The organism is Cryobacterium sp. MLB-32, from assembly GCF_000738085.1.
In the GTDB taxonomy this organism is placed as follows: domain Bacteria; phylum Actinomycetota; class Actinomycetes; order Actinomycetales; family Microbacteriaceae; genus Cryobacterium.
On the sequence record NZ_JPRS01000098.1, the window covers coordinates 1 to 11,814 of the forward strand.

Genomic DNA, 11,814 nt, shown 5'->3' on the forward strand with positions numbered 1-11,814 from the left:
GCGTGCATTACTCCGATGCGGCCGACGCCGATCAGTCCGAGCGTTACATTTTTCATAAGGTATCCCTGCGTCTTCGGAGGTGAAAGTCGCCTTAGCGTGAGCGCTGGTGCGGGCCGTAAGGAATGTTGGACCGGTCCAACACCTAGGAGTCACGTTAGTGGTTCTGCCACGATGAGTCAAGAAATGTCCTGACAAACTTACAAAGCCGTCTGCCGACCGCGCTTAAACGGCGGTTAGAAGCGCGGTGGGCCGCTGCTGCGCCGGGCGACCAGTACGGGCGGGTGCAGGGTGATCGATGGTGGCAGGTCTGGGTCGGCCAGGCGAGCCACGAGGATCTCCCCGGCTCTCCTGCCGCTGCGCCGGTCGGCGTTATCGATGCTGGTCAGGCTGATGTGCTGCATTCGCGCAGTGGGAGTGTTGTCGTATCCGACAACGGAGAGGTCGTCCGGAACTAACAGTCCCAGCTCATCGGCGGCGGAGAGCAGACCAAAGGCGGCCATGTCGTTGACTGCAAAGATGGCGGAGGGGCGCTGTGAGGTCTTGTCGCCCAACAACTCAAGGCCCGCGCGGTGGCCCGCGTGTTCGGTGAAGCCGCCATCGACCGTGAGCATGAGGTTGCCGAGGCCATTCGCAATCATGGCTTGTTCGTATCCGGCGCGGCGGGCCCGTCCGACGGGGGATGGACCCGCGCCGATGTGTGCGATGTGTCTGTGCCCGAGGTCGACGAGGTGCTGCACGGCCAGCCAAGCGCCGACGACGCTATCACCCGTCACGATGTCGGCCGACGGATGAGGGGCCTCCGGGGCGCCGAGAACGACCGTGGGCACGTGGCTCACGGCGGCGATGAGGTCGGCGGACTCAGGGAGGGTGCCGACAAGGATCAGCCCATCCACGGGCATCTCAAGCAGCTTGCCGAGCAAGGACGAGCCGCCGCGGCTGTCTAGACGGTGGTCCCCGAGCAACATTTGTAGTCCATGCTCGTTCAGGGCAGTGTTGAGCCCGTCAACAGCATCGACGAACCACGGGTTCCGCAGGTCGTTCAGCACGACGCCCACCGTGTAGCTGCGGGCTTCCGTGAGCGTGCGGGCTGCCGCGTTGGCGCGATAGCCGAGCTCCTGTGCGGCAGCGGTTACGGCATCGCGCTTGACTACACTGACGTAGCCTGTTCCGCGCAGAACGAGTGACACCACGGATTTTGATACGCCTGCCCGCGCAGCGACGTCCCGAATAGTTGCCCTCTTTGCCATAGCCCTACCTTATGTTGGACCGGTCCATCCCGTGCTCGTGGCATACCGTCATTAATTCGACGACTCCTGCAATTGCTCCATCGCGCGTCGTCCGGTGATGAGATTCGGCGCCGGACAGGCCACAATTGATGCAACGAAGGTTGCAGAACATGAAAAAGAACACAAGCTGGCTCGCCGCGCTCATCGTCATTCCCCTGGTGCTGACAGGATGCACGGCCACCACGGGTGACACGACGGCCGGAGCATCCGCTGACGAAGCCGTCATTGCCGTGGTCACGCACGGCACCCCCGGAGACTCCTTCTGGGACGTCGTGAAGAGCGGCGCCGAGCAGGCGGGCACCGACCTCGGAGCCACGGTGACGTATCAGGGCGACGGCGACCCGGTGAAGCAGAGCCAGCTGATCGACGCGGCGATTGCCTCCAAGCCCGACGGCCTCGTGGTGTCGATGGCCAACCCCGACGGCGTCAAAGGAGCGGTGGAGCGGGCCATTGCGGCCGGGATCCCCGTGATCACCATCAACTCCGGCCTTGAAGAGTCGAAGGCCTTCGGCGCGCAGACCCACGTGGGTCAGAGTGAATTCATCGCCGGGCAGGGGGCTGGCGAACAGCTCGCCAAGGCCGGCGTGACGAACGTGATCTGTGTCATCCATGAGGCCGGCAACTCCGGGCTGGAAGAGCGCTGCAAGGGTGCCGCGGACACGCTCGGCGGCACTCTGTCGAACGTGCAGGTCGACATCGCCAACATCGCCGACGCCCAGAACACGATCAAGAGCAAGCTTCTGGCCGACCCGACAATCGATGGGGTCCTCACCTTGAACCCGGCCGTCGGTGTGGCTGCGGCCCAGTCGATTTCCGAGGCAGCGAGCACCGCAACGCTGGCGACCTTTGACGTGTCAGCTGATGTGACGAAGCTCATCGAAGACGGAAAGATCCTCTTCGCGGTCGACCAGCAGCCGTACTCGCAGGGGTACCTGCCTGTCGTGTTCCTGACGCTGCAGAAACGCAACGGCGATGTCGTCGGTGGCGGTCAGCCGGTGTACTCCGGCCCGGGCTACGTGACGAAAGACAACGTGACCCAGGTCGCGAAGTACGCCACCAACGGCACCCGGTGACCGTCGCCGCTCCGATGCGGGCCCATGAGCAGGTCAGGACTGCGAACCGCGCCGTGAAGCTGCTGCGCCGACCCGAAATCGGTGCGGCGGTTGCGGCCCTGGCCATCTTCACCTTCTTCTCGTTGATGGCGCCGGTGTTCCTGACGCCGGCCGGTGTCTCGACGTGGCTGTATTCCGCCTCGCTGTTCGGGATCATGGCCGTGGCGGTAGCCCTGCTGATGATCGGCGGGGAATTCGATCTCTCGGCCGGTGCGATGACCGGGACCACCGGGCTCATCGTCGGGGTCATGACCACCCAGTGGGGGCTCAATATCTGGCTGGCGATGGTGATCGCGCTCGCCGCGGCCCTGCTGATCGGCGCCGGTAATGCTTTCGTTGTGATGCGAACCGGCCTTCCCAGCTTCATCGTGACGCTCGCGACGTTCTTCATTTTGCAGGGCACGAACCTTGCCGTCACGAAACTCATTACGGGATCCGTGGCCATCCAGGGAATGGGGGCCGTGCCCGGCTTCGACGTCGTGAAGGTGTACTTCGGCTCGTCATTCCCCTTTCTGGGCGCGGACATCAAAATCGCCGTCGTCTGGTGGATCGCGCTGACCGCTCTAGCCACCTGGGTGCTGCTGCGCACCCGTGCGGGCAACTGGATCTTCGCCGTGGGCGGGCAGCTTGCGAGCGCCCGTCAGATGGGCGTTCCGGTTATGAGGTCCAAGACCGGCTTGTTCATGACCACCGCCGGTGCCGGTTGGCTCGTCGGTATGCTGCAGCTCTTCGACGTGTCGACGGTGCAGGCGACGACCGGTATCGGTCAGGAGTTCATCTACATCATCTGCGCGGTGGTGGGCGGATGCCTGCTCACCGGCGGCTACGGCTCGGCGATCGGCGCCGCCCTCGGTGCTCTCATCTACGGCATGACCCTGCAGGGCATCGTCTTCGCCCAGTGGGACAACAACTGGCTCAAGGCCTTCCTCGGCGGCATGCTGCTGCTCGCGGTGCTCGTCAACCTGTATGTGCGACGCCAGGCGGGGGAGCGGTCGTGAACGGGGCGGCATCCGCTGCCGTGCCTCTGCTCGAGGTACGGGGAATCGGCAAGACCTACGGTTCGGTGGTGGCGCTGCGTGATGTGTCGGCGTCGGTCGGGGCTGGCGAAGTGCTGTGCGTGCTCGGCGACAACGGCGCGGGCAAGTCGACGCTGATCAAGATTCTGGCGGGGGCGCACTCGCCCTCGCAGGGCGAGCTGCTCTGGAATGGTGAACCGCGCCGTTTCGCCAGCCCGCGCGATGCCCTCGATCTCGGCATCGCCACGGTGTACCAGGATCTCGCCGTCGTGCCACTGATGCCCGTGTGGCGCAACTTCTTTCTCGGGTCGGAGCTGACGCGCGGTCGAGGGCCTCTCCGCCGCCTCGACGTGAAGCGGATGCGACGCACCACGTTCGCCGAGCTGGCCCGGATGGGCATCGACCTGCGCGACGTGGATCAGCCCATCGGCACACTGTCTGGTGGCGAGCGGCAGTCGGTCGCGATCGCCCGCGCGGTGTATTTCGGGGCGAAGGCGATCATCCTCGACGAGCCGACCGCGGCGCTCGGCGTGAAGCAGGCCGCCGTGGTGCTGAAGTACATCGCGCAGGCCCGGGACCTCGGCCTCGGCGTCGTGTTCATCACCCATAACCCGCACCACGCCTACCCGGTGGGTGATCGTTTCCTGCTGCTGCGCCGCGGAACCAGTATGGGCGCCTTCGCCAAGAGTGAGATCACCCTGGAGGAGATGACGCGGCTGATGGCCGGCGGTGCGGAGCTCGACGCGCTCGCCGAGGAACTGCGGCGGCCGACCTCCGAGTAGCTTCCCGCGAAGCCTGTCCGGAGAGTGGCACGCGGGGTCTCGATCTCGACAGGCCCGATCCAAGCGCTCCTTCGTCGCGCCTCGACCAGCGGCCTCGCCGATCGAGGCCTGGTGCGGTGGCGGATTCGCCGGTCGAGGCCCGGCGCGGTGGGTGATTCGCCGGTCGAGGCGCGAGGTACGAGCGATCGAGGCCTGGTGCGACGTTCCTCGGAGCCGACGCTGCGGATCCGCTGATCGAGACCTCGTGCGGTATTCCTCGGAGCCGAGGTAGTCGTCTACTTCTCGACGAGGGTGACCTCGAAGGAGTACAGATCCGGACGGTAGCAGTGCTGGCCGAACTCGACGGCGCGCCCGGAGTTATCGAAGGCCGTGCGGTCCATGGTGAGCAGCGCGGCGTTCCTCTCCACGTCGAGAAGCTCGGACTCCTCGTTCGTGGACTTTCGGGCGCCGATGTGCTGACGGGCAACCCGCATCGTCACCCCGCGGGAGCGCAAGACCTGGTACAGGCCGTGGCTGACGAGGTCGTCGGGCTCCATCGTGAGGAACTCCTCGGGCAGCCAGTTCTCCATCACGGCCACGGGAACGTCGTTAGCGAGGCGAACCCGACGGATGTGCAGGGTGGGAGTACCCACGTCGCACGCGAGTTTTTCGGCCACCGTCGTATCGGCGGGCACGCTCTCGAAGGTGAGCAGACGGGTGGACGGCACCTTCTGCGTATTCGTGAGGTCGTCATAGAGGCTGGTGAGCTCGACCTTGCGCGTGACCTGGCCGTGCACGACCTGGGTACCGATGCCCCGCCGGCGCACGAGTAGACCCTTATCGACGATGTCCTGAATAGCGCGGCGCACAGTCGGGCGGCTCAGTCCGAGGCGCTGGGCAAGGCCGACCTCGTTCTCGAGGCGCGCGCCCACGGGCAGTTCGCCGCTCAGGATCGCTTTCTCGATGCGCTGCGAGACCTGAAAATACAACGGAATCGGACCGGAACGCTGGAGATCCATGAACAGGCTCATCGGCAGCACGTTCTCTTCGTTGGTCGCGGTCATGCCAGCCCCTTACATCGTCTTCACTTTGGAAAGTTGTTATGACATTATCACGACACGTAGCCGGCGGGACGGGTGGTCTCACGTGCTCTTCCCCTCGGGTGCGAGGCGCGCTACGGTGTCGACCTGTGAGAGGGCGATCGGCCGCCGCGTGTGCGGAGAGGAACCGGTGAATGATGACCGCTGCGTCGAACCCTGACGTGAACGGCGCGTGGCCCGCCGTGCTCTCGTGGTGGGCGCTGCCCTCCGTGGACGGAAGCGTGGCGCTTCTCCTCCTCGTGCTCCCTCTGGCGGCAGTCGCGTGGCTCGGTGCCGGCGCATCGTTCACCCGCCGTTCCCCAGACCGGTCTAGTGTCAGCGCATCGTGACCCTCACAGAGATTATTCTCGCCGTCGCCGGCAGCCCCTGGGCCTATCTCGCCCTGGCGGCGCTGCTTGTCGTGGACGGCTTCTTCCCGTTCGTGCCGGGCGAGACATTTGTGGGTGCGTTGAGCGCGCTCGCCGCGACCGGGAGCGGCCCCGAGGTGGCCTACGTGCTCGGCGTCGCGGTGGTGGCGACGATCGTCGGAGACGCCATCGCCTTCGTGCTGGGGAGGCGGATCGGGCTGGCACGCTGGGCATGGATGCGCCGCCCGCGGGTGGCCGGAGCGTTCGCCTGGGCGGAGCGCGGTCTGCGTCGGCGTCCCGCGGTCTTCTTTCTCGCCGCCAAATTCGTTCCCATTGGCCGGGTGGCGGTCACCATGACGGCCGGCGCTTCCGGGTTTCCGGTGGCGCGCTACATCCCCCTGTCGATCGCCGCGTCTAGCTTCTACACCCTGTACCACGTGGCGATCGGCTACGCGGCGGGATCCTGGCTGAGCGCGCATCCGCTGCTCGCGATCATCGTGTCGATCGGGTCTGTTCTGATCCTGGGTTTCAGCATCGACACCGTCATGAGCGCTCTGTCGCGGCGACGCCAGCGACGGATGCTCATGGCCGATGACGGCGACGGCGCGCTCGGGGCGTCGGGTTCCCGCGACTGATCACTCACCGGTCGCGAATATCGCCCTCGTCAGCACTTCGTAAGGTCGACTTCCCGGCAAACTCCGTGAAGGGGAGTACGGTCGGCTGTACGCCGGAGTGAGATCGCCGGACGACCGGAAGAATTCTTGAGAGAGGTACGACAGATGTCTGACACACCGCACCCGAAGCCCCACGACCCACGGCCTCACGCGCCCGAGTCGCCGGCTCCCAAGCCTCCCGAGCGCCCGACCCCCAACGAGAAATAACGCCGCCGCCGCCGATACGGGCGGGCCGGCTGTCGCACTCGTGGCACCCGGCCCGTTTCGTGAGCGAACGATGGTCTACAAGTCCGGCAGGAACTGCTGCCACGCTTCCCGCCGGTGACCGCGGGGATCTGACTCCACCCGATCGACCCCGTCGATGATGAGGGTTTGGCGGTCATACTCGGTATACCGCGGCCACGAGTGCTCCATCGCTCCCGTGCAGGCGAATCGTAGCCAGTGTCGGCGCATCCGCTCGCCCGCACTGATGAAATCCCGCCGTCCGCCGAGGGACGTCGCCGTGCGTGCGAACACCGTGTCGACGTGATTGAACAGGGCGTAGAGCTCGATACCGTGGGTGGCGTCGAGACCGATCACGTGCATCAAGCGCGGCGCCAGGTCAAAGCGATAGAAGTGCACGGGAGCCACGCGCGAGTGCAGTGAGCCCACGGTCACGCTCGGAAACCAGAAGGCGAAGTCGCCCCCGAAATCCGATGACGTGCGTTTGGTGTGCAGCTCCGGATACGCCTGCCGCATGGCTTCGTGCACATCCATGGGTGCCCGGGCGAACAGCGCCTGGATGCGGTCGGGTGACGTGGGCAGGATGTCCACCCGCCCGCGAAAAGCCGACCCTTCACGGTCGTTGGTGCCGATGGTCAGCGGCACACGGTGTGCCCGGCCGTGCCGGAATGCGTCCACCGGTTTCTCGGGCAGAAAATCCCCGTCCACGACGGGGGCCAGCGGGAAGGTTCCCGGTTGGGCGTCGGGCGTGCGCATCTGGAGCGTGAGTGCGGCACGCAACAGATGGGTGACATCCGCCTGCACCAACAGATCGGCGGTCTCCGTGCGGGTGTCGGCGGTGATCCGACGCAGTTCGTGCACGAACTCCTCCGCCCACTCGGCCGCCAAGACGGGCGAATACACTGCGCCGGGTGGGGGGCTCTGTGCAATGACCCGGGAGAACAGGCCGCGAGCGGACGGCGTGGCCATGAGCGTGATGGCCGCGTTGCCCCCGGCTGACTCGCCGAAGAGGGTGACGTTGTTCGGGTTGCCGCCAAAGGATCTGATGTTGTCATGCACCCACTGCAGGGCGGCCACCTGATCGCGCAGGCCGAGGTTGCTCTCAAACGTTCGGCCGGCAGTGGAATATCGGCTGAAATCCAGATAACCGAGGGCACCGAGCCGATAGTTGAAGTTCACATAGACCACGCGGCCGGACCGCACGAACGCCTCGCCCTGGCCGGGGAAATCCTGTGAGGATCCCACGCTGTAGCCGCCGCCGTGAATGAAGACCATGACGGGGAGACTCAGCTTCGTCTGTCGCCCGACAGCTGGGGCAAGCACGTTGATACTGAGGCAATCCTCGCTGCACGTCGGCCTGGTCGCGGTAGCGCGGCGTCGGGGCAGCTGGCAGGAGGACGGGCCACATCGCCGGGAATCGCGAATTCCACTCCATGGTTCCACCGGCTCCGGCGCACGAAAGCGACGGGGCCCTACCGGCGGCGCAGCGTACGGAATTCCTCGCCAGGCGAGGACACCTCCTTCACGAACGCCACGTAGAAGGCCGTCTCGGACTCGCACCACGGGTTGGCTGGGAGCGTGAACGGGGGGAGTGTCAACTGCCTGAATAACCATGGTGCCGCGCCCTTTCGGCTCTGACGCTTGCTACGGTTCGGCTTCCGGTGAGTGATTTCGCGTGCGATTCATCTGTATTCCGGGTTCGGTTCGAATCCGAAACGTTCGCCGCTGTCCCAGCCGCGGCGCAGGTTTCCCCAGGCAGGGATGCCGCCGCTGGCCTGCAGGATCGCGGCCATGTGCATCAGGTTCCAACTCATGAAGGTGGTGTTGCGATTCGTGAAGTCGTTCTGCGGCCCGCCCGATCCCGGATCGAGGTAGCTGGCTCCCGGCCCGATCTCGCCGATCCAGCCCGCATCCGCGGCCGGGGGGATCGTGTACCCGATGTGTTGCAGGCTGTACAGCAGGTTGGAGCTGCAGTGCTTCACGCCGTCTTCGTTGCCGGTGATGATCGCCCCACCGACCTTGCCGTAGTAGATGTACTGCCCTTTGTCGTTGAACAGCCCTGACATCGCGTACAAGCGTTCTACGATGCGCTTGGTGACGGAGCCGTTGTCGCCGAGCCAGATCGGGCCGGCCAAGACCAGAATGTCGGCGGCCTGCACGGTTTCGAACAGGGACGGCCAGGCATCCGCTGCCCAGCCGTGACCGGTCATGTCCGGGTAGACGCCGGTGGCGATGTCATGGTCGATCGCCCGGATCACATCGACCTGCACGCCTTCCTCCCGCATGATGTGCGCGCTGAGGTCGACGATGCCCTGGGTATGGCTGATTTCCGGGCTGCGTTTGAGAGTGCAGTTGATGAACAGGGCGCGAAGCGAGGAGTAGTCGAAGATCGTTTCCACACGCGTGTGCTCAACCATGCCGACAGTAAAGCACCCCGACCACTGGCTGGCTAGGCCGCAGAGCCATCACGTCGGACTCGCTGGTCGAGGCGCGAGGTACGAGCGATCGAGACCTGGTGACCGGCTTTGCAGGCCAGCGTGCGGGGTCTCGATCGCTCCTTCGTCGCGCCTCGACCAGCGGGATGTCAGAAAGGCTGGTCTTGGTCGGTTAGGCGAGCACGGCCTTTCTGCGGGCGACAAACATGAGCCCGAGACCGAGCATCAGTACGAGGGCGCTCAGGCCGAGCGTCGGTGCCAGGTTCGCTCCCGTTGAGGCGAGCGCGGTGATCGGTGTCACGCCGAGTGCGGCGATCGAGCTGTTGCCCGAAGCGGATGCCGTCAAGCCGGTCTGTGTCGCCGAAGCCCCGGTTGTCGGGGTTGCCGGAGTCAAGGGAATCACCGGGGTGCCCGGAACGACCGGGGTCACCGGCGTGAGGGGCGTGACCGAGGCAACGGGCTTTGTGCCGGTGTTGCCGATGACGCTGACGGCGTTACGGCTGATCGTCACCGGCGCAGACGCTGTCGGCATGAGCGGAGTTCCGCCGATGATGCTTCCGGTTCCCGCGGTTCCCGTGGTTCCGGTTGTGGGGGTTGAAGCCCCGGTTCCGGTGGTTCCGGTGGTTTCGGTGGAGTTGGAGTCGCCGAGGATGCTGATGGCGTTGCCGGTTGCCGGTTGCGGTTGCGGTTGCGGTTACGGGGGCGGTGATCGGGGCGACGACCTGGGTACCGCCGAGGGTGGAGTCGGTGCCGGTCGTGCTGGCTCCGGTTCCGGTTCCGGTTCCGATGGTTCCGGTGGTCGGCGTTCCGTTGGCGGTTCCGGTGGAGTTGGAGTCGCCGAGGATGCTGATGGCGTTGCCGGTGACGGCGACGGGGGCCGTCACTGTCGGGGCAACCTGAGTGCCGCTGGCGATGCCGTCGGTTCCCGTGGCGATGCCGTCGGTTCCCGTGGTGGTGGCGCCGGTTCCCGTGGTTCCGGTTGTGGGGGTTGAAGCCCCGGTTCCGGTGGTTTCGGTGGAGTTGGAGTCGCCGAGGATGCTGATGGCGTTGCCGGTTGCGGTTACGGGGGCGGTGATCGGGGCGACGACCTGGGTGCCGCTGGCGATGCCGTCGGTTCCGGTGGTGGTTGGCGCGGCGGCGGGAGCGGGTGCTGCTGCCGGCGTTGTGGCGGGTGCAGCGGTAGACGTGGAGTCACCGAGAACGCTGATCGCGTTGCCGGTCACTGTGACCGGAGCCGCGACGGGGGCGATGACCTGGGTGCCGCCGGCCACGGACCCCGTGCCGGTGGTAACCGGTGCGGCGGCCGGGGCGGGTGCGACGGGTTCCGCGACGAGGGCCGGTGCGGCCGCGGGGGCGGTCGCAGCGGTGGAGTCGCCGAGGATGCTGATGGCATTTCCGGCGAGTGAGATCGGTGCGCCGACGTCTGTCACGACCTGGGTTCCCGACACGAGGCCGTCAGAGCCCGAGGTGATCGGTGCTTCGGCTGCATTGGCTGCACCGACGCCGACGAGCGAGATGCCCCCGACGAGGAGGGCGCACAAGAGGCCCTTTTTGACAAAAGAATTCATGATGGTTTTGCTCCTGAATGAGTGATGGTGTGCTCCCGATAAGGGAGACTTCGGTCTGCGTGCGATCTGCGTCTCTGAACAAGAGATCAGGTCGGCGGACCCATCAGTCGGGAGAAGAACCCGGATCGAAGGTGGGCGCTGACGGAACAGCGTCAGTGCCGAAGGTGGAGCCGGACAACACCCGTCGCGCGGGCAAGGGGGTGGTCGGTGGTGAATCGGATGCCGCGTTCGGGCCGCCGGCGGAGCCGCCCTGACCAGAACTGCTGCCCGCCGGGGCTGGCATGCCCGGCTGATCGTTGGAGTTCCCGAGGGGCGCCCCTAAGGGGCGGCTAGCCGGTAACTCCTGTGACTCCTGCGACGGAACCGTCTGGACAGCCCCGCTGAGCGGCCCGGTGAACGCGGCACGGTCGACGGAGCCCCGGGGGAACGTGTCAGACGGGGTCGGCATTGACGTGGGCGTCACGATCGCGTTCGCCACGGCGACCACGTTGGAGGGCATCGCAGTGCGCAGACTGTCGAGGGATCCGACGATGGCCGGTATGCGGACGAGTGTCACGACATCCGTTGTCAGGTGCGCGACGGGCGCCACGATGGTGCTCAGTGGGGTCGCGACGGCTGTAACAACAGGGGCGACCGGGGCGACGGGGGCGAGCACGGGTGCGGTGACGGTGATGACGGAGGCGGTAACCGGAGCGACAACAGCCGCGACGGGCTGGATGGCAGGCGCCGCGACGGGCGCGGCCGCCACGGCCACGGCCACGGCCGCAACCGGAGGGGCCGCAACCGGAGGGGCCGCAACCGGAGAGGCCGGAACCACACCGGGCGCGACGGCCGCCGTCACCGGGGCAGCGAGGGTGGTGACTGGGGCGACCGCAGGCGCGAGCGGATCAGTGACGCTGCCCAGTGAGCTGAGCGGAGCGAGGCCGTCAGCGTTGGCCTCCGCCTCGGACGGAGCGGCGGCGCCGATGGTGACGCTGACTGTCGACCAGGCAACCGCAAGAGTCGCTCCCACGATCACCAATTGGAGAGGGCGGGACGCCAAGCGAAAAAACGTCATATCCATCAGGGCACCCCCCTTTCATGGGTCGTGTCGTGCCCAAGGTAAACATGAGGAAACGGCTCTGTCCACCTCCCAAGCAGTATTTGGAGGAAGAATTGGAGTTCCGTAATATCTGCGTAAGAAGTGCAATCGGTGAGCGGCGGTCCGGATAGCTGGTATAGTTTTCAAGTTGCCTCCGAGAGCTTGAAGCGGAAGTAACCGGGCGCCCGTAGCTCAGCGGATAGAGCAATTGA

Annotated in this window: 12 protein-coding genes; 5 read left to right on the plus strand and 7 right to left on the minus strand. The window is 66.0% G+C overall.

Features of this window, described 5'->3' with window-relative positions; all coding sequences use genetic code 11:
- Positions 1-233: 233 nt before the first annotated feature.
- A complete protein-coding gene (locus tag JF66_RS11185) occupies positions 234-1,247 on the minus strand; it encodes a LacI family DNA-binding transcriptional regulator (RefSeq protein WP_035877921.1) in 1,014 nt (337 codons plus the stop codon).
- A gap of 149 nt (positions 1,248-1,396) precedes the next feature.
- On the opposite strand from JF66_RS11185, the gene JF66_RS11190 reads away from it, so the two are divergent.
- Genes JF66_RS11190 through JF66_RS11200 form a run of 3 tightly spaced genes read left to right on the plus strand, consistent with a single transcriptional unit; the run spans position 1,397 to position 4,196 of the window.
- Complete coding sequence (locus tag JF66_RS11190) at positions 1,397-2,359, plus strand: sugar ABC transporter substrate-binding protein (RefSeq protein WP_035877925.1); 963 nt, start codon at positions 1,397-1,399, stop codon at positions 2,357-2,359.
- A gap of 14 nt (positions 2,360-2,373) precedes the next feature.
- Positions 2,374-3,396: an ABC transporter permease gene (locus tag JF66_RS24340; RefSeq protein ID WP_035877934.1), complete on the plus strand. Its 1,023-nt coding sequence runs from the start codon at positions 2,374-2,376 to the stop codon at positions 3,394-3,396.
- A complete protein-coding gene (locus JF66_RS11200) occupies positions 3,393-4,196 on the plus strand; it encodes an ATP-binding cassette domain-containing protein (RefSeq protein ID WP_081882326.1) in 804 nt (267 codons plus the stop codon). Before JF66_RS24340 ends, JF66_RS11200 begins: the two co-directional genes overlap by 4 nt.
- A 275-nt stretch (positions 4,197-4,471) precedes the next feature.
- Here the strand turns inward: JF66_RS11200 and JF66_RS11205 are convergent, their stop codons facing one another.
- Positions 4,472-5,239, minus strand: a complete 768-nt coding sequence (locus JF66_RS11205) for a GntR family transcriptional regulator (RefSeq protein ID WP_051973438.1) — start codon at positions 5,237-5,239, stop codon at positions 4,472-4,474.
- 170 nt (positions 5,240-5,409) lie between these two features.
- Here JF66_RS11205 and JF66_RS11210 point away from each other — a divergent pair, with 170 nt between their 5' ends.
- On the plus strand, positions 5,410-5,604 hold the full coding sequence (locus JF66_RS11210) for a hypothetical protein (RefSeq protein WP_035877927.1): 195 nt from the start codon (positions 5,410-5,412) through the stop codon (positions 5,602-5,604).
- Positions 5,601-6,257, plus strand: coding sequence for a DedA family protein (locus JF66_RS11215; protein ID WP_197059395.1), 657 nt, complete (start codon positions 5,601-5,603; stop codon positions 6,255-6,257). The genes JF66_RS11210 and JF66_RS11215 overlap by 4 nt, the downstream gene beginning before the upstream one ends.
- A 321-nt stretch (positions 6,258-6,578) precedes the next feature.
- On the opposite strand, the gene JF66_RS11220 is transcribed toward JF66_RS11215, so the two are convergent.
- The 5 genes from JF66_RS11220 to JF66_RS21740 form a co-directional block, all read right to left on the minus strand.
- Entirely contained in the window at positions 6,579-8,132 is a 1,554-nt protein-coding gene (locus JF66_RS11220) for a carboxylesterase/lipase family protein (protein WP_035877932.1), read from the minus strand.
- 68 nt (positions 8,133-8,200) lie between these two features.
- On the minus strand, positions 8,201-8,935 hold the full coding sequence (locus tag JF66_RS11225) for a flavodoxin family protein (protein ID WP_051973439.1): 735 nt from the start codon (positions 8,933-8,935) through the stop codon (positions 8,201-8,203).
- Between the two features lie 190 nt (positions 8,936-9,125).
- The gene (locus JF66_RS21735) at positions 9,126-9,464 is read right to left on the minus strand and encodes a hypothetical protein (protein ID WP_051973440.1); all 339 of its coding nucleotides are present in this window, start codon (positions 9,462-9,464) and stop codon (positions 9,126-9,128) included.
- Positions 9,448-10,521, minus strand: coding sequence for a chaplin family protein (locus JF66_RS11230; protein WP_051973441.1), 1,074 nt, complete (start codon positions 10,519-10,521; stop codon positions 9,448-9,450). Before JF66_RS11230 ends, JF66_RS21735 begins: the two co-directional genes overlap by 17 nt.
- A 103-nt stretch (positions 10,522-10,624) precedes the next feature.
- Positions 10,625-11,578, minus strand: a complete 954-nt coding sequence (locus JF66_RS21740) for a hypothetical protein (protein WP_231556385.1) — start codon at positions 11,576-11,578, stop codon at positions 10,625-10,627.
- Positions 11,579-11,814 lie beyond the last annotated feature (236 nt).

Coding starts and splice junctions, on each gene's coding strand:
- JF66_RS11210 (WP_035877927.1), top strand. CDS start 5,410: ATGATGACCGCTGCGTCGAACCCTGACGTGAACGGCGCGTGGCCCGCC.
- JF66_RS11185 (WP_035877921.1), bottom strand. CDS start 1,247: ATGGCAAAGAGGGCAACTATTCGGGACGTCGCTGCGCGGGCAGGCGTA.
- JF66_RS24340 (WP_035877934.1), top strand. CDS start 2,374: ATGCGGGCCCATGAGCAGGTCAGGACTGCGAACCGCGCCGTGAAGCTG.
- JF66_RS11220 (WP_035877932.1), bottom strand. CDS start 8,132: ATGGTTATTCAGGCAGTTGACACTCCCCCCGTTCACGCTCCCAGCCAA.
- JF66_RS11225 (WP_051973439.1), bottom strand. CDS start 8,935: ATGGTTGAGCACACGCGTGTGGAAACGATCTTCGACTACTCCTCGCTT.
- JF66_RS11230 (WP_051973441.1), bottom strand. CDS start 10,521: ATGAATTCTTTTGTCAAAAAGGGCCTCTTGTGCGCCCTCCTCGTCGGG.
- JF66_RS11205 (WP_051973438.1), bottom strand. CDS start 5,239: ATGACCGCGACCAACGAAGAGAACGTGCTGCCGATGAGCCTGTTCATG.
- JF66_RS11190 (WP_035877925.1), top strand. CDS start 1,397: ATGAAAAAGAACACAAGCTGGCTCGCCGCGCTCATCGTCATTCCCCTG.
- JF66_RS21740 (WP_231556385.1), bottom strand. CDS start 11,578: ATGACGTTTTTTCGCTTGGCGTCCCGCCCTCTCCAATTGGTGATCGTG.